Source organism: Variovorax sp. 160MFSha2.1 (assembly GCF_048305075.1).
Classification (GTDB): Bacteria; Pseudomonadota; Gammaproteobacteria; order Burkholderiales; family Burkholderiaceae_C; genus Variovorax; species Variovorax guangxiensis.
Genome location: NZ_CP157624.1, coordinates 3848162 through 3865701, shown reverse-complemented (window position 1 = coordinate 3865701; position 17540 = coordinate 3848162). Strand labels below are relative to the sequence as shown.

At 64.0% G+C, this 17540-nt stretch carries 22 protein-coding genes and 1 pseudogene; 11 read left to right on the top strand and 12 right to left on the bottom strand.

Features of this window, described 5'->3' with window-relative positions; translation table 11 throughout:
* The first annotated feature begins 19 nt into the window (after positions 1 to 19).
* The 9 genes from ABL838_RS17540 (at position 20) to ABL838_RS17500 (ending at position 6059) form a co-directional block, all read left to right on the top strand.
* Positions 20 to 367 (top strand): hypothetical protein, encoded by a 348-nt coding sequence (locus ABL838_RS17540; protein ID WP_418121301.1) that lies wholly within the window; start codon positions 20 to 22, stop codon positions 365 to 367.
* A gap of 89 nt (positions 368 to 456) precedes the next feature.
* Complete coding sequence (locus ABL838_RS17535; RefSeq protein WP_418121300.1) at positions 457 to 762, top strand: hypothetical protein; 306 nt, start codon at positions 457 to 459, stop codon at positions 760 to 762.
* The gene (locus ABL838_RS17530; protein ID WP_418121299.1) at positions 762 to 959 is read left to right on the top strand and encodes a hypothetical protein; all 198 of its coding nucleotides are present in this window, start codon (positions 762 to 764) and stop codon (positions 957 to 959) included. The genes ABL838_RS17535 and ABL838_RS17530 overlap by 1 nt, the downstream gene beginning before the upstream one ends.
* Positions 952 to 1158 carry a hypothetical protein gene (locus ABL838_RS17525; RefSeq protein ID WP_418121298.1) on the top strand — a complete coding sequence of 69 codons (207 nt, stop codon included), beginning with the start codon at positions 952 to 954 and terminating at the stop codon, positions 1156 to 1158. The genes ABL838_RS17530 and ABL838_RS17525 overlap by 8 nt, the downstream gene beginning before the upstream one ends.
* Position 1159: 1 nt before the next feature.
* A complete protein-coding gene (locus ABL838_RS17520; protein ID WP_418121297.1) occupies positions 1160 to 1378 on the top strand; it encodes a major capsid protein in 219 nt (72 codons plus the stop codon).
* Positions 1379 to 1380: 2 nt separating this feature from the next.
* Entirely contained in the window at positions 1381 to 2991 is a 1611-nt protein-coding gene (locus ABL838_RS17515) for a virulence factor TspB C-terminal domain-related protein (protein ID WP_418121295.1), read from the top strand.
* 6 nt (positions 2992 to 2997) lie between these two features.
* Positions 2998 to 3321, top strand: a complete 324-nt coding sequence (locus ABL838_RS17510) for a DUF2523 domain-containing protein (RefSeq protein ID WP_418121293.1) — start codon at positions 2998 to 3000, stop codon at positions 3319 to 3321.
* A 10-nt stretch (positions 3322 to 3331) separates the two neighbouring features.
* On the top strand, positions 3332 to 4528 hold the full coding sequence (locus tag ABL838_RS17505; RefSeq protein WP_418121291.1) for a zonular occludens toxin domain-containing protein: 1197 nt from the start codon (positions 3332 to 3334) through the stop codon (positions 4526 to 4528).
* 637 nt (positions 4529 to 5165) lie between these two features.
* A complete protein-coding gene (locus ABL838_RS17500; protein WP_418121289.1) occupies positions 5166 to 6059 on the top strand; it encodes a rolling circle replication-associated protein in 894 nt (297 codons plus the stop codon).
* On the opposite strand, the gene ABL838_RS17495 is transcribed toward ABL838_RS17500, so the two are convergent.
* Positions 6056 to 6307, bottom strand: a complete 252-nt coding sequence (locus ABL838_RS17495; RefSeq protein ID WP_418121287.1) for a hypothetical protein — start codon at positions 6305 to 6307, stop codon at positions 6056 to 6058. The genes ABL838_RS17500 and ABL838_RS17495 overlap by 4 nt on opposite strands.
* Positions 6308 to 6438: 131 nt before the next feature.
* Here ABL838_RS17495 and ABL838_RS17490 point away from each other — a divergent pair, with 131 nt between their 5' ends.
* Entirely contained in the window at positions 6439 to 7029 is a 591-nt protein-coding gene (locus ABL838_RS17490; RefSeq protein WP_418121285.1) for a recombinase family protein, read from the top strand.
* A gap of 253 nt (positions 7030 to 7282) precedes the next feature.
* Here ABL838_RS17490 and ABL838_RS17485 read toward each other — a convergent pair.
* The 10 genes and pseudogenes from ABL838_RS17485 to ABL838_RS17440 all read right to left on the bottom strand — a co-directional run.
* Positions 7283 to 7705, bottom strand: a pseudogene (locus ABL838_RS17485) (class I tRNA ligase family protein); the annotation flags it as partial.
* 47 nt (positions 7706 to 7752) lie between these two features.
* Positions 7753 to 9108 carry an MFS transporter gene (locus ABL838_RS17480; RefSeq protein WP_418121284.1) on the bottom strand — a complete coding sequence of 452 codons (1356 nt, stop codon included), beginning with the start codon at positions 9106 to 9108 and terminating at the stop codon, positions 7753 to 7755.
* A complete protein-coding gene (gene argE / locus ABL838_RS17475) occupies positions 9105 to 10247 on the bottom strand; it encodes an acetylornithine deacetylase (protein ID WP_184637353.1) in 1143 nt (380 codons plus the stop codon). The genes ABL838_RS17480 and argE overlap by 4 nt, the downstream gene beginning before the upstream one ends.
* Positions 10244 to 11350 carry a Leu/Phe/Val dehydrogenase gene (locus ABL838_RS17470; protein ID WP_418121282.1) on the bottom strand — a complete coding sequence of 369 codons (1107 nt, stop codon included), beginning with the start codon at positions 11348 to 11350 and terminating at the stop codon, positions 10244 to 10246. Before ABL838_RS17470 ends, argE begins: the two co-directional genes overlap by 4 nt.
* Positions 11351 to 11628: 278 nt before the next feature.
* Positions 11629 to 12246: a Rieske 2Fe-2S domain-containing protein gene (locus tag ABL838_RS17465; RefSeq protein WP_418121280.1), complete on the bottom strand. Its 618-nt coding sequence runs from the start codon at positions 12244 to 12246 to the stop codon at positions 11629 to 11631.
* A gap of 30 nt (positions 12247 to 12276) precedes the next feature.
* On the bottom strand, positions 12277 to 13002 hold the full coding sequence (locus tag ABL838_RS17460; protein WP_418121278.1) for an alanyl-tRNA editing protein: 726 nt from the start codon (positions 13000 to 13002) through the stop codon (positions 12277 to 12279).
* A gap of 51 nt (positions 13003 to 13053) precedes the next feature.
* Entirely contained in the window at positions 13054 to 13974 is a 921-nt protein-coding gene (locus tag ABL838_RS17455) for a DMT family transporter (RefSeq protein ID WP_126023871.1), read from the bottom strand.
* A gap of 97 nt (positions 13975 to 14071) precedes the next feature.
* Positions 14072 to 14377, bottom strand: a complete 306-nt coding sequence (locus ABL838_RS17450; RefSeq protein ID WP_126023872.1) for a DUF1330 domain-containing protein — start codon at positions 14375 to 14377, stop codon at positions 14072 to 14074.
* Positions 14378 to 14412: 35 nt separating this feature from the next.
* Positions 14413 to 15228, bottom strand: coding sequence for a hypothetical protein (locus ABL838_RS17445; RefSeq protein ID WP_126023873.1), 816 nt, complete (start codon positions 15226 to 15228; stop codon positions 14413 to 14415).
* Between the two features lie 67 nt (positions 15229 to 15295).
* A complete protein-coding gene (locus tag ABL838_RS17440; protein WP_418121277.1) occupies positions 15296 to 16288 on the bottom strand; it encodes a class I SAM-dependent methyltransferase in 993 nt (330 codons plus the stop codon).
* Positions 16289 to 16371: 83 nt separating this feature from the next.
* Here ABL838_RS17440 and ABL838_RS17435 point away from each other — a divergent pair, with 83 nt between their 5' ends.
* Positions 16372 to 16566 carry a hypothetical protein gene (locus tag ABL838_RS17435; RefSeq protein ID WP_418116681.1) on the top strand — a complete coding sequence of 65 codons (195 nt, stop codon included), beginning with the start codon at positions 16372 to 16374 and terminating at the stop codon, positions 16564 to 16566.
* Here ABL838_RS17435 and ABL838_RS17430 read toward each other — a convergent pair.
* Positions 16559 to 17398, bottom strand: a complete 840-nt coding sequence (locus tag ABL838_RS17430) for an AraC family transcriptional regulator (RefSeq protein ID WP_126023875.1) — start codon at positions 17396 to 17398, stop codon at positions 16559 to 16561. The two genes, ABL838_RS17435 and ABL838_RS17430, sit on opposite strands and share 8 nt — an antisense overlap.
* Positions 17399 to 17540 lie beyond the last annotated feature (142 nt).

The following is a 17540-nucleotide window of genomic DNA, read 5'->3' as shown; positions in this document are numbered from 1 at the left end:
GCTCATTTTAGGAGCGGCCATGCTTTCACAAATTTCCTTCTCGCTGTTCGCCCAGTCGGCGCAGCAGCAATCCGAGTGCCCCCCTGCTGGTGCCTCGCAAGAGGTAAACGAGGCTGCGCCGAGCTTGGCCGCTCCCTCGGCCTCCGGCCAGCAGGCGGGCACACCCTCGTATATCGGTCCCTTTCTCCCGCGTCGTGGTTCCAACATCCGGCACATGCAGGGTGGCTGGGATAGCGATTGGTGGGCTGACTGGCAAGTGCATGGGTCGTCGCTGGATGCGCCCGATTTGTTTCCGTCTGGTGGGCACGTCGCGTATCTCAGTGGCAGTCAGGTTTATGCCGATGGGTATGCCGGGTATCGCCCGTGACTCGCTAGCTCGTAGCCCTCGTGCGAGGGCTTCCGGCTGGCATGTCGCCCGCAAACCTCAAGCCTGAAATAGCGGCACAGAAAGCTCTCATGAACCACACCTCTCTTATTCAAATCATCAAGGTCGGCGAACTGCAGAACAAGACCTTCGAAGGCCGCTCGTACCAAGTCCAAGAGTGCGAGTGCATCCTGATCAACGACGACGGCACGCCCGAAGCGGTCGGCGTCTTGCGCCTGGGCGATCAGATGCGCGGCGACAAGGCCCCCACGGTGGGCACCTACAGCGCGAAGTTCTCGCTGAAGCCCTCGCCGAAGGATCGCAAGATAGGCGCAGTGCTGACGGGCCTCACGCCCGCCGGCAAGCAACCTCCCGCAGCAGCACCGAGGCCGCAGTGATGCTCCCGCCCGAGGCTGTACAGATCATTGTTGATCTGGCCCTGCACGCGATCCTTATCGGGTGCATGGCGGGCTTCTTCTGCTCGCGGCTGCTGGACAAGGGTATCGACTTCGTTCTGTACCTCATCGAGCGTCGCGACCGCATCAACGCTGCGCGCAACCGCGATCACAGCAAGGTGCCTTCGATCCATGGCTGACCCCACGGTCATCGAATGTGCGTCCGCGTGCACCGTCACCGTGGTGCACGAACTCTCTCTGCCCCCGCTGCAGTTGACGCCTGAGGAAGGCGCTCAGATCGCAGTGGCGGTGCTCGTCGTATGGGCCGTTGGCTGGGGTGTCCGGCAGCTGACAAGGCTTATTCAAACCTCCGGACCTTCAACTGAAAAGGAAGACTGACATGGAACTCAAGAACCGCCTGAACAAGGCCGTTGCGCTGGGCCTGCTGGCCGCTGCTGGTGTCGGTGCTGTCGCACCCGCTCACGCTGCCGTCGACGTCGCCGCCGTCGTGACCGAAATCAACGGCACGCTCACCCCGATCGGCACCATCGGCGCGGCCGTGTTGCTGGTCGTGGTCGGCATCGCCGCGTTCAAGTGGGTGCGTCGCGCCATCCACTGATCGTGGCTTCGGTCCTCGGCCTGATCACCCGGGGGCTTCTTCAAAGGGCTCGCGTCGAGTCCTTCGTAGAGGTGAAGCATGGGTCTGTTCGTCATCATCGCAATCCTGGGGGCGGCATGGCTCATGTTCTCCGAGTAGCGCTCGCCCTGGTGCTCCTGTCTGTGTCGTTGATGGCGCAGGCGCTCATCCCCCCGGTGCCGCAGATATCCGGGCAGTGGGGTTGGGGCCTTCCAAGCCCTGCTGCGACGGGCGCTAGTGCCTCTGACGTGTGTGCGGCGCTGCTTCCTGCGTTCATCACTCAATACACCGCGTCCGGTGTCTCAGGCTTCACCGTGGTGGTTGGTCAGGTGCCCACGCCTACCGCATCCGGGTACTGTCAAGGGTCGTACATGCATCCTGACGGGTCTCCGCGTTATCCCGCGCGTGCAACGCTGTACATGAACAGCGGCAATGTGTGTCCGACGAATAGCTCGCTGATTTCTAGCTCTGGGATGTGCTCGTGCAACGCGAACTATGAGGACTCGCCGGATGGCAAGTCCTGCGTGCCGTCGAAGTCGCGCTGGGAGAAAGCCTGCGAAGCCAATGCCGGCAAGCGCTACAACTTTCAGTCCTCTGGCAAGAATCAGCCTGGCGGTTGTCAGACCGAAATCAACAACGTGAATTCGCCTATCGAGGGCGATACGGGTGGCTTGCCCGATTCGTTCGGCTGTCAGGTGCGTTTCGTTGATGACGGCAGTAAGACCTCGGCGCTTGATCCTGACACTAAGGAGTGGGTCACCAAGGGCCTTGGCCGCGTCACCGGCGAGACCTGTGTTGGTACTGGCGTGCCGGTGCCTGGGGATGCACCTGAGGGCACCACGCAGGAATCCGAGGGCAAGAACGATCAGTGCCCCTATGGGTTGGTGAAGGGTGTTAACGGGCAGATCGTGTGCGCCTACAGCGATCCCAATGGCACCATCGAAGGCACGGAGACCAGCACCGTCAAGAACCCGGACGGCACGTCGACCGACACGAAGAAGGAAATCAAGTGCGACGGTGGTGTGTGCACGACGACAACAACGACGACGACACGCGATAGCGCGGGCACCATCGTCGGTACGAAGATTGACGAAAAGAAAGAGTCCATCGGCGAGACGTGCAACAAGGACCCGGGCAACAAGGTATGCGCGACGACGGGGGGCGGCGGTGCTGATGGCGGCGCTGGCTTTAGCGGCTCGTGCGAAGCCGGCTTCACGGTGAAGGGTGAAGACCCGATCCTCAACGCTATGGCGCTAGAGCAGTACAAGCGGAATTGCCAGTTCTTTGAGAAGAAGCCCGATCCCACGGACGAGACGAAGGCCTATGACGCCATGGTGGCGAAGGGCAAGCAAGGCGGCGATCAGACCGGGGACCTACCGGACGGTAGCAAGCGCACGATCAACATGAATCCGTCTGATTTCGAGGGGCAGGACGTGATCGGCGTGTCTGCCTGCATTGCTGACAAGACGGTGACGGTGATGGGTCAGACCGTGCGCATTCCGTTCTCCGTCATCTGTCCTTGGCTGGAGTACATGGGCATCGTGTTGCTCGCGTGCTCGTACTTCGTTGCTGGTCGAATCGTCGTGAAGGGGTAACGCAACATGCCTGCATTTATTCCGTGGGCGATTGCCCTTCTGGTTGGTGGCCTCCGGTATGTCGCCGGCAGTCTTGCCGTGCAGGTCCTTGTGGGCCTCGGCATTGGTGTCGTGACGTACACCGGCATCGACGCCACGTTCGATTACGTGATGCAGCGTTCGGTGCAGACACTGGGCGGTTTGCCTGCAGAGCTGCTTGGGCTGATGGGCTACATGAAGCTCGGGAAGTGCATCGGTGTGATCGTCGCGGCGTACACCGGGCGGTTCGCGATGACTGCTGTTCGCACAGCTGCAGGCGCGCTGGCCATCAAGCGCTTCATGAAGCTCTGAGGGCGCGTCGATGTTCTATCTCCGCACGGGTGGCAATGGTTCCGGTAAGACGCTGTTCACGCTGCAGGACGTTCGTAAGCTGCAGTTGGAGAGTGGTCGCCCGGTCTACTTCAACATCCGGCCTGAGAACGATCCGAAGAAGCCGAATCAGCCTTATTGCAACCTCAAGCAATCGACCATCGATGAATTCGGGTGGAAGCCCTTTCGGTTTCACGAATGGGAGTCCGTCGAGCCAGGTGCGATCTTCTTGGTTGATGAGTGCCACTACGATTTGCCGAAACGGCCGGCCAGTCTGAAGGAGCCGCCGCACATCGCGCGCCTGACTGAGCATCGTTCGTATGGCTTTGATTTCTTCTTGCTGACTCAGCACCCGAAGAACATCGATAGCTTCGTGCGCAACCTCGTGCAGGCGCCGGGTTGGCATCAGCACGTGAAGCGGCTGGCGGGTGCAGCGGCGGTATCAAATTTTCTGCAGTGGGATGCCGTCAACCTGCAGTGCGAGCAGTTTGGCTCGGGCAAGACGGCGGACGTGAAGACACGGCCGTTTCCGCGCGAGGTGTACGACTGGTACGACTCGGCTTATGTTCACACCGGTAAGACGCGCATTCCGAAGGCGGTGTATGTGGTGATCGCGTGCATGGTGCTGGTGCCGCTCTTGATCTGGCTAGGCGTCTCCGGGCTGTTCAACAAGTCGAAGGCGAAGGGGTCCGATGAGAAGGAAGTGGCGGCTGCTTCTTCGGGCGCACGCGGCGGCGAAGGGTCAGCGAGGCCTAAGACGCCGACTGAGTACATCGCCAGCTATCAGCCTCGGGTGCCTGGGTTGATGCATAGCGCGCCGGCTTACGATGAATTGACGCGGCCCAAGCGGGTTCCTGTGCCCGCTGCCTGCGTCTCGATGGCGTCGAAGGGGTGCAAGTGCTACACGCAGGATGCGACGCCGTATCCGGTCGATCAGGGGCTGTGCGAGTCGATAGCGCGGCATGGCGTCTTCCTCGCGTTCGCGCCGGAGGGTGAGACGAAGGAAGCGTCTCGCCTGGAACCCCGTCGTGTAGCCCCGGAGACGGCCGCAGCGGCCCCGTCCGGCTTGGTGGTGATAGGTGACCCGCCTAAGGCCGCTGCAGGCCCTGTAGCGGCTCCTGTGGCCCAAGACCCGCAGCCGCGCGTGCAGCCGGGTTCAAAGTGGTCGTTTCAGACCGGCGCTCAGTGAGTCGGGCTGCTGGAATGCCCTTGCTCGAGCACGTGGGTATTACGTGCCCCTGCGCCAGCGCTCGCGCTACTGCAAAGCAAAGCGCCGGAGCCCTTGTGGCGGAGGCATCTTCTCTCTGGTGCCGCGTGGGTTACGTGCCCCTGCCTTGTCTCTGGCCGGCCAGAAAGACGCCCGCGGCTGCGGGCTCCGGAACTCAATGCGAAGGCGGCGGCGACACGCAGGGCACGGAGACACGGAGGGCGCGTAGACACGGAGCCTGCGTAGACACACCCCGTAGACACGTAGACATGCAGCAAAGCGGAATGCGAGTGCGAGGGGTGTGCGAGCAGGCGCAGTGCGAGCGGCCGCAGTGCGAGTGCCCGGAGGGGCGCTGCTGCCGTAGCCCCTTGTCGGTGGATGTGCTGATGGCGATTGCGGTCGCGCGCGGGAGGCTGAAGGATGGGTGCGTAGCACCATCCGAGGCCGCGCGCAGCGCGGCCAATTTATTACTAACTCACTTCACGACAAGCTCCAGCGAAGAGAGCCTGATTTATCGGTTTCGTCTTGGCCAGCCTGCGCTGGTCAGCCAAAAGAAAGACCCGGCGCAGCCTGCCAGCCGCCCGGGTCGTGATCACTGCCTTATCTTGGGGAAACAGCGATGCAGCGAATTGTGGATGGGATTGCCTACGAAGGCAAATACGTGGATGACGCCTATGACGTTCGGGTGTGGGAGTGCAACGGCCATCGGGAGATTTCGGCCCAGCGCGTGATCGAGTGGCACGAGATAGGTCCGGCTCCCGACTGGGAGTCGATCCTCGGCGAGAAGGACCCGGAGCGTGAAGAGGCTGATGCAGCGGAGCGCAAAGAGGCAGCGCGTAAGCGCAATGCATCGCGGGCGAAGACCACCTGCAGGAGGTTCATCAAGTCGATGGGCTTCAATGAACTGTTGACCCTCACCTATCGCGAGAATCAGACGGACGAGGCGCTGTGCAAGAAGCACGCGCGGGCTTTCTTTCGCCGTATGTCGCAGCTTATTCCTGGCTTCGGCTATTGCGCGGGCTATGAGCCGCAGCAGCGGGGCGCATGGCACGTTCACGCGGCCGTGTACAAGCTCCCGGAGTTCGTCAAGGTGCGTTTCCCTGCAAAGGTCGAAGGCGGCTTCATTGAGCGTAAGGTGCCCGCGAAGCACGTCGGCACGATGGTGTGGCGTGCCATCGTCGGAAAGGACAACGGGCTGTGCTTCGTTGGTGGGAAGAAGGCCGGCAGGGGGCTTACGTCATCGCTGGCCAAGATGGCGGCCTACGTCTCGAAGTACATCCTGAAGCACGCGGAGCTCTTCCCTGAGGGTAAGCAGCGATATACGCATTCGAAGGGTGATCAGCCGCTGCCGAAGTCGGTGGCCACGAGGTTCACGGGAGTGAGCCTGCTGGAGCTGATCCCGCGCTGTTTCTGGCTCGAAGATGGCGAAGTCATCGTGACGCACCACATCGGTCGGTGGCGCGACAGCTACTACCTGTGTACTGAATTGATAGGGCAGGAGGCGCCTTGCTAGTCGGCGCGCATGTCTGGGATGTGTTCTGCGCGAGCTGGGTGCCGGTTCGGCGGTCTGGTGCTTCTGCGGCCTTCTTGTGCGTCTCGCATGCCGTCTCTGACGGCGAAGCGGATGATCCAGTACAGCGCCCAGATCGTGATGGCAGTCGATACGACTCCGATGATGAAGAGGATGAATAGGTCTTGATCGGCTTGTCGCTGTGCGTTGCGGACCATCTGGTCGAGGTGGCGTTGGAATTGCGGGTCCATGCTGAATCTCTCCTTTTTCGAGAGTCTACAACTGCTTACATTTATGGGATGGCTTGTGTCATCGCCTTTGGTGTTGACTGTGTCCGGCCAAATGCATCACGCCTTTGGGCGTCTTACATTTGGAGGATCAGATGCTCGTAGGTTATGCGCGCGTATCCACGCGCGAACAAGAAACACATCTCCAGTTTGATGCGCTCAATAAGGCTGGGTGCGACGTGATCTTTCACGAGAAGGCTAGCGGCGCTTCTCAGAGGGGGAGGCCTGAGCTAGCGCGGTGCCTGTCGTCGTTGAAGCGTGGCGACGTGTTGGTTGTCTACAAGATCGACCGCATCGCGAGAAGCCTTTTCGACCTGCTCGATATCTTGCGGCGTCTGGAGCGCGTCGGTGCAACAATAAAGAGTGTCACCGAGCCCTTGGACACAACGAATAGCATGGGCGTGTTCGTCGTGCAGATACTGGGTGCGGTTGCCCAGCTTGAGAGGTCGATGATTCGGGAACGTTCAATGGCTGGGCAGATTGCTGCGCGGGAGCGCGGCAGAGAGCCGGGGCGGGGTCGGAATTTGGAGCCCGATGTTGAAGCGAAGGTAGTGGCGCTGTATCGAGCTGGAGGGGTGACGTATCGCGAGTTAGGCTATGCACATGGCGTGTCGGCCTCCGTCGTTAAGCGGGCGGTCTATCGTGTGACGAAGGGCGCGGACTACTGGAAGAAGCCTAAGGACTAGAGTCGAAAACATCCGGTTCCGCCAAGATGCGACCCCTGTAGCTCTCCAGCTACAGGGGTTTTTTCTTTGCCGGCTCCATCCGGCGACGGAGCCATCAGGCGCCGTGCAGTTCGGGAAGTCCGGCGAGCACTGTCCGGCACCGCTCGCAGAGCATTCCTTGCTCGCCTTCCTCGTCCACCACGGTGTCGTCGTGCCGCCAGCACCTCCTGCAGCGCAGGAACGAGGTCTGCCTGACCCTCACGTCGACCTTGCTGCCGACCCTCAGGACCTTCTTCTGGCTCAGCGTCTGCTGCATGGCGTAGTCGCGGCACAGCTTCTGCACCTGCTCGGTCGGCAGGCCCCGGCCGTTCATCTGCTCGATGCGGTGCTCGATGGGCATGCCGTGGCAATCCCAGCCCGGAATCCATTGCGAGTCGAAGCCGTCGAAGAAGCGGCTCTTGAAGACCATGTCCTTGAGCACCTTGTTCACCGCGTGCCCGATATGGATGTCGCCGTTCGCGTACGGCGGGCCGTCGTGCAGCACGAACGGCGGGCGCCCGGCGGCCGTTTCGCGCATCCGCCCGTAGATGCGCTGCTGCGCCCAGCGCTCGACCAGTGCGGGCTCGCGCTTCGGCAGGTCGCCCTTCATCGGGAACGGTGTCTTCAGCAGGTTCAGGGTGTCTTTCAGGTCTGGCATGCGGTGTTTTCTTTTTTCGGGAGAGCGGTCGGTTGCGTTGTTGTCGGTCAGTCCCTGTTGCGCAAGGCCGAGCCGGCCGCCAGCAGCGCGACGAGGCTGGCCGCCGCCGCGAACACCACGTACCAGGCGGGAGCGAGCGGATTCCCCGTCCGCGCGATCAGCGCCGTTGCAATGAAGGGCGCGAAGCCCCCGAAGATCGTGACAGCGAAGTTGTAGGCAATGGAAAGACCCGTGGACCGCACCTGCGGCGGATAGAGCTCGGCCATGGCGGCGGGCGCGGGCCCGGTGAAGCCGGCGATCAGCACCGCGAAGACCAGCAGCACGATGGTCAGCGTCGACGGGTTGGGCACGGCCGTGAGAAGCCACAGCGCTGGATAGGCCAGCACCAGGATCGCGGTGGCGAAGCCGATCAACAGCGGCCTGCGCCCGACGCGATCCGACAGCGCGCCGAAGAAGGGCGCCAGCACCACCAGCACCATCAGCCCCGCGCCATTGGCCCACAGCGACACGCTCTGCGGCAGCTTCAGCGTGCGCACCGCATACGTCGGCATGTAGACCAGGAAGAAATACGTGCACACCGTCCACACGATGGTCACGCCGAAGCCGGCGATGATTTCCCTGCGATAGGACCCCAGCGCCTGCCTGAGGGGCGACGCCTGCCGGCCGGCCGCCGTGGCCTGCCGGAAGCTCTCGGGCTCCTGCGTGCGGGTGCGGATGTACCAGCCCACCGGCCCGATGATCAGCCCGAACAGGAAGGGCACTCGCCACCCCCACGCCTGGAGCTGCTCCGGCGTGAGCACATCGGTCAGCGTCGCGCCGAAGACCGAACCCAGCAGCAGCGCGCCGGCCTGGCTCGCCTGCTGCCAGCTCGCGAAGTAGCCTCGTCGGCCCTTGGGCGCGTGCTCGACCAGGAAGGCCGTCGCGCCGCCGACCTCGCCGCCGGCGGAGAAGCCCTGTATCAGCCGCGCCAGCACGATCCAGGCGGGCGCCCAGAGGCCCGCGTCGGCATACGTCGGCGCAAAGCCGATCATGGCCGTGCCCAGCGCCATCAGCATGATCGTGGTGGACAGCGCCGCCTTGCGCCCGCGCGAGTCGCCGAGCGCGCCCAGGACCACCGCACCGACCGGCCGCATCACGAAACCCACGCCGAAGGTCGCTACTGTCAGCAGAAGCGAGGAGGTCTCGTCGCCTGTGGGAAAGAAGAGGCGCGAGATCGTGAGCGCGAAGAAGCCGTAGACCGCGAAGTCGAACCACTCCAGCGTGTTGCCGATGACGGCGGCGAGGATTGTGCGGCGCGTCGCATCCTGTGTTCGTACGGCCTGCACGGGAACTTCGTGGGAAGAGGAAAGGGGAGCGAGGTTGCTCGTGGCGTCCGCCAGCGCGGCAGCGTCAATGTTTTTCATGCTGTCTTGAGAGTTGGAGTCGTTGAACGGGTGGCGGACCTGGAAAGGGCCCAAGCGCCGGCCGATTGCATGAAGCGGTCGGCCGCCTGCAGCTGGCTTGCGGCGATCCATTCGTCGGGCTGGTGCGCCTGCGCGATGGAGCCGGGGCCGCAGACCACCGTCGAAATGCCGACCTGCTGGAAGAAGCCGGCCTCGGTGCCGAAGGGCAGTTCCGCCTCGGGCCAGAGCGCGCCGAGTTCGCGTGCCACGGAGACGGCCGTGTCGTTGTCGCGCGCCGAAAGCGCCGGCACGCCGGCAACCTGGCTGGCTTCGACGGTCACGCCGGCGGGGAGGTCGGCCAGCGCATCGCGGACCGCGTCGCGCACGAGCCGGGCCGTGGCCTCGTCCTGCGGCCGGAACTCCCACAGCACCTCGCAGCAGCCCGGCACGATGTTGATCGCGGTGCCGCCGTTGATCTGGCCGATGTTGATGGTGGCCTCGCCGCCGCGCCCCGCAAGGTTGCGCCGAAGCCCGGCGAGCCGGGTGACGAGATAGGCCGCGGGCTCGATCGCGCTGGCGCCCAGCGACGGGTCGCTCGAATGCGCGGGCAGCCCGGTGAAGAGCGCACGGTGCCCGAAGAAGCCGCGATGCCGCACGCCGACGCGCATCTCGGTCGGCTCGCCGACGATGGCCAGCGCGGGTTCTTCCACCTGCGCCTTCAGTCGCTCCACCAACTGCGGAACGCCCAGGCAGCCGATCTCCTCGTCATAGGAAAAGGCCAGGTGGATCGGCCGGCGCAGCGGCTGCCGCCGCCACGAGGGCACGGCCGACAGGCACGCGGCGATGAAGCCCTTCATGTCCGCCGCGCCGCGCCCGTGCAGGCGGCCGTTGCGCTCGACCAGCGTGAAGGGGCTGGCGCTCCAGTTCTGGCCGGTCACGGGCACCACGTCGCTGTGCCCCGAGAGCACCATGCCGCCGGCGGTGTCGGGGCCGATGCTGGCCAGCAGGTTGGCCTTGCGCCTGTCTTCGCTGTGCACGAGCTGCACCTTCACGCCGTGCCCCGCGAGGTAGTCGGCGATCCAGTGGATCAGCTCGAGGTTGGAACGATGCGAGGTCGTGTCGAATGCCACCAGGGCGCGCAGGATGTCGATGGTGTTCATGCGACGCGCTCGGCAAGGGGCCGCTCGTTTGTGTTGCCGGTGCCTGTGGCGGTGCCGCCCGGCTTGCCGCTGCCGCCCAGCCGCTCCTGCACGAGCCGCATCGCGGCCGACTGGGTCGGCGTACCCTCGCGGTCGGCCAGCTCGAAGATGCGGCGCAGCGTGGCACCGATGCCTCCCACCTGCGAATCGACCTTCGCGCGGTTGAAGCCTTCGTGCTCCGACGCCACGCGGATCAGGCCGCCCGCGTTGATGACGAAATCCGGCGCGTAGAGGATCTCCCTCTCGCGCAGCTGCCGGCCGTGCTCGTCGCGCGCGAGCTGGTTGTTGGCGCCGCCCGCGATCACGCGAAAGCGCATCTGCGGCAGTGTCTTGTCGTTGACGACGGCGCCCATCGCGCAGGGAGCGAACACCTCGGCGTGCACGGCGTAGATCGCGTCGGGCTCGACGATCTTGGCGCCGAACTCGGCTGCGGCCTTGCCCGCGAGTACCGGATCGATGTCGCACACCACCAGGTGCGCTCCTGCCTCGGCGAGCAGCCGGCACAGGCTCCAGCCGACGTTGCCCAGGCCCTGCACGGCCACCGTCAGCCCGCGCAGGTCGCGGCCCAGCCGGTGCGCGACGCCGGCCACGATGCCGTGGTAGACCCCCAGCGCCGTGGTCGGCGATGGGTCGCCGGTGCCGCCCAGTGCCTCCGGCAGGCCGACCACATGCCGCGTGCTCTGCCGTACCCAGGCGAAGTCGTCGACCGTGGTGCCGACATCTTCGGCCGTGATGTAGCGCCCGCCCAGGCGGTTGACCGCCACGCCCATCGCCCGCAGCAGGTCGGGCGTCTTGCTCTTGCGCGGATCGCCGAGGATCACCGACTTGCCGCCGCCCAGGCCCAGCCCCGCGGCAGCGGCCTTGAAGGTCATGCCGCGCGAGAGCCGGAGCACATCGCGCAGGGCGGAAGCCTCGTCGGCGTACGGATACATCCGGCAGCCGCCCAGCGCGGGGCCGAGCTTGGTGCTGTGGACGGCGATGATGGCCCGGAGCCCGACCCGGTCATCGGATATGAAGACGACCTGTTCGTGGTCCGCGAAAGACTCGGTGGAGAAGACTGTCATCTGGTTCTTTTTTCGAGTTCGGGTGAACGAGTGCGGAGCTGCTTCGAACTGTGGAAGGCCGCCTTGTCAATGCCTGCAAGAGGAAGTTAGGTACAGCAGCAGGCGGCGCAGGTATAGAAGCAGCTCCACCGGACGGACATCGGGCTGCGAGCCGCATAGCGGCAGGACTTCAGTGCTTGCCTGGCGGAATGATTGCGTCATGTGTTGGCCTCGCTTTGAGGTCAAGCATGACAGGAAGAGTCGCCGTGATATTGGCGAAAATTTCTGGCGGAGAAAATTCAGGCGCCAGAGGAGAGAAGGGCGTCCGGAATTCCGCCGAAGGCCATCTCCTTGAGAAGTCTGTGCAGCTCGTTAAGCGCGAGCTCTTTCTGTGAATCGCCCAGAGGTTCGATTGAAAGTTTGAAGATAGATACCGCGCCATCCAGCGGTGATGTCCCCTCCGAAGAGGGAATGGAAGGCATCCAGGTCTCGTCCTCGGGAATCAGGCAGGTCCAGATAAGCCCATGCCGCTCGACCGCCGGAAACGCCGTGATCCTGAAGCAATCCGCCGTCTTGGGCGCGAGCTTCTCCGGCACCAGCCGGCATTGCCCATCGGAGCCGAAGCGCAGGCCGTGGTAGGCGCAGACCAGCTCTTCTCCCTCGATGCGCCCGCTGCTCAGCGGCAGCCCGCGGTGCGGGCACATGTCGCGGCCGATGCGCATGCCGTCGGGCATGCGGTAGACGGCGAGCCGCAGGTTCAGCAGCACGACCTGCCTCGGCTTCGCAAGCGGATCGTCGGCGCGCACGAGCGGAAACCACTGCCGCGCGAGCACGGGCCAGTCCTGCTGCGCATAGCTGCAGCCGGAAGGCAGGAAGCCCTCGGGCAAGGGACGTGGAAGAGCCGCTTCGACCGTCATGTCTTGCCTTCCTCGGTGTGCTGGATCGGTCTACTTGACCAGTCCGATCCGGATCCTCCGGTTGTGCTGCCCCTTGTTCTCGATCTTCATGATGCGAAGCGGCGCCGACTGCGAAGTCTTCGAGAGATGGGTGCCGCCGCAGGCCTGCCGGTCGAGGCCCACGATCTCGATGATGCGGGTGGTGCCGTCGTCCTGGGCCGGCGGCGCGACCGAGCGGCTGCGCAGCACGCCGGGCTCGCGCGCGAGCGCGGCCGAATCGAGATACACCGCGTTCACCTGCAGGCCGTCGGAGATCAGGCTGTTGAGTTCGGGCTCGAGCTTGCGCAGCTCGTTGTTGTCGACCGTGGGCAGGTCGAAGTCGATGCGGGCCGTGCCGTCGGCCGCCATCTGCACGCCGGTGACCAGGGAGCCTTCGAAGCGCTGGTAGACGAGGGCGTTCAGGATGTGCAGGCCGGTGTGCAGCTGGCACATCATCGAGCGGAAATCCTGGTCGACGCTGGCGATGACCTTGTCGCCCGGCACCTTGCCGATGTCCGCCTCGTCGAAGTAGTGCCAGGCGTTCCTGCCCTCCATCTCGATGCGGTCGATCCTGAGCTGGCTGCCGTTCCAATGCAGCACGCCGCGGTCCGCCAGCTGTCCGCCGCCGCCCGGATAGAAGTAGGACTTGTCGAGAAGAACTGCATTCGGCCGGCGCGCGATGACGTCGGCCTCGAATTCGAAGCGCTCGGGTTCGATGTGGCAGAGATACGGAGACATGTATTCCTCGGGTTGTGCGGGATGCTTGATTTCTTGCGGGTTGCTTCTTGCTCAGGAGAAGCGCCTGGCCGTCACGATGCCGGCCAGGATGACCACGGCCCCGACGAATTCGGTGGCGCTCAGGTACTCGTGGAACAGGTACGCACCGAACACGGTCGCGATGACGGGCTGTATCAGCAGAGTGATCGACGACATGGCCGCCGGCAGCTTGGCCAGCGCATAGGCGATGAGGCCCTGGCCGCCCACGTGCGACACCACCGCCAGCGCCACCAGCATCAGCACGCCATGCATCGTGTGCGGCACCAGCGACTCGCCGCGCAGCAGCGTGATCGGCAAAAGGATGATGAACGTGCCCACGCTGCTCCAGGCCATGACGGTCATGGTGCGGTAGTTGGAGCGCACGAGGCTCACCGCCAGCAGGTAGGAGCCGTAGAACACGGCGGTCAGCAGGCCGAGCAGGTTGCCGGCCATGTAGTTAGAGCCGAAGTCGAGCCGGTGGCCTATGAGGATGAACGCGCCGGTCAGCGCGAACAGCATGCCGAACAGGAAGCCCCGCTTGAACCTCTTTCCGAGAAAGATGTTGGAGCCGAGCACCACGAAGATGGGAGCGAGATTCGCGAGCAGGTTGGAGTTGGCCAGCGTGGTCAGCGTCATCGACCAGTGATAGAGCGCGAGGTTGCCCGAGAAGATGAAGCCAACGAGGATGAGCTTGAAGGGAATGCGCGGCGTGGGTTGCTGGCCGGCTTGCTGCGCCCCCGCGGGTACCGGCTCGGACCTCGCCGCGAGCATGTCGAGCAGGAAGAAGATCGGGATCGCCAGCGCAACCCGGTAGACGGCGCTCGCGGTCGGCGGTAGCTCGCTGTGGCGCAGGAAAACGCCGCCCAGCGCCAACGCCGCCGCGCCCAGTAGTAGCGCGACGAATGAGAAGAAGCTGCTCTTCGAAGCAGCCGGCAGGGCAATGGTTGTCGTCATGTTCGGTATGACACGACCGAGTCTCCATCGGTCGTATCGGGTGATTTGTTGTGAATGAATCTTCAGGAAGAGGACGTGGTGCCGAAGATCTGCCAGGCTAGGCCGGCGGCTCCTCGAACCCCTCGATCACCATGAGCTGCATGTCGACCGCGGCGTCCTTTCGCAACCCTCTTGCGTGGGTGTATTCGGGCGACTCGTAGAACTTCCTCGCCGCGTCCGCGGTCTTGAACTCCACGAGAACCACTCGCCTGTCGTCGTGAGCGCCTTCCAGGTGCATGCGCTCGCCTCCCCGCGTCAGGAACCTGCCGCCGAACTTCTCGACGATGCCGGGCGTGAGTTGCTTGTATTGGTTGTACTGGTCCGGATTCACGATGGACATCCGGCCGATCAGATAGGCGACCATCTGGCGTTCCCGTGGAGGCTCGGCCGCTCGTGCCGTCAGACGTAGGCGACCTTCTTCTGCGTCGCGACGCCGGATTGCAGCAGCGCCGCGTCCAGCACGTCCCACAGGCCGGTCAGCGAGTCGAGGAAGTCGTCCGCGCCTTCGATGACGAGGTGGGCGTATTCCGTCTTCAGCGCCAGCTCGACCGCGGTGCGCGCGTTCTGCTCGTGATGCTGTTCGGCGCCGACTTCACCCCAGTGTTCCAGCAGGTAGTGCATCTCGGGCTTCTCCAGATCGGCGTTGTAGATGCCGCTGTCGACCAGGCAGTACTTCTCGCCCGGAATCAGCTGCTGGTTGGAGATCATTTCGAGCGCCAGCGTGGTGCCCAGGTTGCGGTAGGTGTTCTCGATGTCCGTCAGCTTGCGGTGATCGAAAACGCCGATGGCCTTGCGCACCTGCGTGGTCAGGCCGGTCTCCATGTCGTAGCCGGGCAGGGAGCCGAGCAACTGGTCGGAGAAGGCCTTGAGCTTCGCCTCGACCTTCTCCTGGTTGTAGAGGTCGGCGAACACCGGCGCCTCGGCCGACTGGTTGACGATGAAGCCCGCCATCGTCGCGAGTTCGGGGCCGTGGCCCGATTCGCTCTCGACGATCTCCTCGAGCAACTCGCTCTGCTTGTGCAGGCCGTGCTTCTTCAGCGCGTCGGGAAAACTCCAGCCCGGACGCGTCGAGGCGCAGAAGCTCTGGATCTGGTGGAACAGGGCACCGACGACGGGCGGTTCCGGTTCCACCCTTGCCCAATTCTTGAAAATCGGGTGTGAATAGCACCGGTGACTTTTGACTCTATCAACCAGATCGGAAATGGTTACGCTCATTTCTTGCTCCTAATCACAGTGGGTTGAAAAAAATGCCAAGGGGAGAATTCGATTAACGGTGGTGTGCTTACTTGCTTGCCATCAACATGCGCCCTCCAGGGTGGTCGAGTACCTCGATCCGCACGTTCGAGAATCCCGCGCGGAAAAGCTTTTCGGTCCATTCCTCCTCGCTCAGGAGCCTTCTGGACATGAAATGGTTGTGCAGGTGGTTGAATGCCGCGGCGAACGGCTTTTCCCAATTCGACTGGGCCACCGGAATTGCGTCGACGATGATCAGCGTGCCCTTGATCGCGTGGGTGCAGCAGGCGCGCAGCAATGCGTCGAGCGTTTCCTCTTCCGCCGGAAGAAGGTCGTGCATCACGAAGCCCGCGTGGATGATGTCGGCGTCCTTGATCAGCGACGCGTCTTCCACCAGCACCTGGATGGGGGCCGTCACGAACTGGAGCCGGTCGCTCATGCCGGCCTCGGAGGCCGCGTTCACGGCCTGCTCGGTGGCCGATGCGCTCAGGTCGATGCCCACGCCGGTGGAGCCCGGGATCTTGCGCAGCATGCGGATCAGGAAGCCGCCGGAGCCCGATCCAAGATCCACGATTTTCCTTGGTGCCATCGCGACGATGGCGTTCTCGGGCTGCGGATAGAAGGACTTCTCGCCCATCCACTTCGAGGTGCGCGCCACCAGCCCGCCGCTGCGCGGGTACTTGGCCTGCGCCTCCTCGTTGTGCTCCGAGAACTCCTTCGCGTTGTTGATCAGGGGCGCGCAGGCGCGCAGTGCCCACGAGAGGTAGCCGACCTCGTTGATCAGCTCCTCGAAGTTGCTGCCGACCTTGTAGGTGGCAGGAGCCGCGGGGCTCAGCACTTCGATGATTCCCGCCTTGCTCAGGGAGTCGAGATAGGCGGAGATCACCGACTCCTTTATTCCGCAGGATCGCGACGCCGCCGCGGCGTCCACGACCTCCGAATTCTGGAGAAATTCGATGACTCCGTACTCCGCACCGATTTCGAGCAGGATTGCGGAGCCTGCGAGGGAAGAGCCAGTAATACCGCGATCAACGTTTTGCATGGGGCACCTGTTTGTTAAACGCCATTGAAAACCAACTGATTACTTCGCCATAGCCGAGGCCATTTGGTTGCACGATAGACAGCGTGCAGAAGGCCGTATTGGTAAAAATTGCGGCGCCGGGTGATTGCGGCAAAAAGAGATTCGGCCGAATTCAGAAGAAGGTTTCTATTGCGGCGCGCACGCGGCAAAGCCGGCCCCGCGCGGTGCATTCCGCGCGAGCCGGCGAGAAAAAAGATGCGGAAAGAAGCGCCCGGAAAGAGCGCCGGCGCGTCAGTTGATCCGTGCGCGGACGTACTGGAGCGGCGTCATCCCGAAGGTGCGCTTGAAATGCCGGGTGAGGGCGCTCTGGTCGTAGAAGCCGCTCGCCACGGCGGCCTCGATGAGCGGCCTGCCCGCGGTGAGATGGCTGATCGCCGCCCTGAGCCGCAGCTGCGTGAGGTACATGTGCGGCGTCAGGCCGATCGCGCGGTTGAACGCGCCGATCAGCTGGAAGGGCGTGAGGTCCGCGGCCTCGGCCATCGCTTCCAGCGTCAGCCGTTCGGCGAAGGCATCGCGCAGCAACTCCAGCACAGGCGCGAGCACGCTGGTGTCGGCGGGCACCGGCAGCACGCGGTGCCCCTGCTGCGCATGCCGCTGGAAGAGCGTGCCGAAGGTGTGCACGAAGAGCTCCTGCTGCCGCAGCGGATCGCACTGGCCGCCGTCCTCATCGAAGGCGCGATGCAGTTCGAGGAAGCAGCCGATCAGTTCCTCGTCGCAATAGACGTTCGAGTCGAAGTAGCGGGCCTGGTCCATGCCCAGCGTCGTCATCAGGTGCCGGATGCCCGGGTCGGCCAGGTAGAAGGAGCGGTAGCGCCATCGCGGGCTGCCGCCCATGCGCCCCGAGTGCGGCTCGGCCGGGTTGAAGACCAGCAGCGCCTGCTGGTGTGCCGCGCCGGTGCGGCCGCGGCTCTTGAACTCCGCGCCGCCGACTTCGGTGACGGCGATCACGAAGGAGTGGTGCACGTGAGGCGCGTACTCGTGCGTGGTGAAGTCCGCGTGCAGCATGTCCATGCCCGGCAGGCCGGGCGCATGCCAGTAGCGCGACGTGTTCAGAGGGTCCAGCTTGGCCAACGAAAACCTCCGTTTGCATCGGCGATTGCCACGCATCCATCCAGCGTCGTCCAGCCGATCGATGGCACCTGAATGGTGAGCAAGGCCGCCTTGTTCCGGTGATTACAGCGCGATCTTGGTGGAAGCGGGAAGCCTCCGGCCT

Bases quoted from the DNA above. Each gene is read 5' to 3' on its own strand.
- ABL838_RS17540 (WP_418121301.1), top strand. From the start codon at position 20: ATGCTTTCACAAATTTCCTTCTCGCTGTTCGCCCAGTCGGCGCAGCAG.
- ABL838_RS17535 (WP_418121300.1), top strand. From the start codon at position 457: ATGAACCACACCTCTCTTATTCAAATCATCAAGGTCGGCGAACTGCAG.
- ABL838_RS17530 (WP_418121299.1), top strand. From the start codon at position 762: ATGCTCCCGCCCGAGGCTGTACAGATCATTGTTGATCTGGCCCTGCAC.
- ABL838_RS17525 (WP_418121298.1), top strand. From the start codon at position 952: ATGGCTGACCCCACGGTCATCGAATGTGCGTCCGCGTGCACCGTCACC.
- ABL838_RS17520 (WP_418121297.1), top strand. From the start codon at position 1,160: ATGGAACTCAAGAACCGCCTGAACAAGGCCGTTGCGCTGGGCCTGCTG.
- ABL838_RS17510 (WP_418121293.1), top strand. From the start codon at position 2,998: ATGCCTGCATTTATTCCGTGGGCGATTGCCCTTCTGGTTGGTGGCCTC.
- ABL838_RS17505 (WP_418121291.1), top strand. From the start codon at position 3,332: ATGTTCTATCTCCGCACGGGTGGCAATGGTTCCGGTAAGACGCTGTTC.
- ABL838_RS17500 (WP_418121289.1), top strand. From the start codon at position 5,166: ATGCAGCGAATTGTGGATGGGATTGCCTACGAAGGCAAATACGTGGAT.
- ABL838_RS17495 (WP_418121287.1), bottom strand. From the start codon at position 6,307: ATGGACCCGCAATTCCAACGCCACCTCGACCAGATGGTCCGCAACGCA.
- ABL838_RS17490 (WP_418121285.1), top strand. From the start codon at position 6,439: ATGCTCGTAGGTTATGCGCGCGTATCCACGCGCGAACAAGAAACACAT.
- ABL838_RS17480 (WP_418121284.1), bottom strand. From the start codon at position 9,108: ATGAAAAACATTGACGCTGCCGCGCTGGCGGACGCCACGAGCAACCTC.
- argE (WP_184637353.1), bottom strand. From the start codon at position 10,247: ATGAACACCATCGACATCCTGCGCGCCCTGGTGGCATTCGACACGACC.
- ABL838_RS17470 (WP_418121282.1), bottom strand. From the start codon at position 11,350: ATGACAGTCTTCTCCACCGAGTCTTTCGCGGACCACGAACAGGTCGTC.
- ABL838_RS17465 (WP_418121280.1), bottom strand. From the start codon at position 12,246: ATGACGGTCGAAGCGGCTCTTCCACGTCCCTTGCCCGAGGGCTTCCTG.
- ABL838_RS17460 (WP_418121278.1), bottom strand. From the start codon at position 13,002: ATGTCTCCGTATCTCTGCCACATCGAACCCGAGCGCTTCGAATTCGAG.
- ABL838_RS17455 (WP_126023871.1), bottom strand. From the start codon at position 13,974: ATGACGACAACCATTGCCCTGCCGGCTGCTTCGAAGAGCAGCTTCTTC.
- ABL838_RS17450 (WP_126023872.1), bottom strand. From the start codon at position 14,377: ATGGTCGCCTATCTGATCGGCCGGATGTCCATCGTGAATCCGGACCAG.
- ABL838_RS17445 (WP_126023873.1), bottom strand. From the start codon at position 15,228: ATGAGCGTAACCATTTCCGATCTGGTTGATAGAGTCAAAAGTCACCGG.
- ABL838_RS17440 (WP_418121277.1), bottom strand. From the start codon at position 16,288: ATGCAAAACGTTGATCGCGGTATTACTGGCTCTTCCCTCGCAGGCTCC.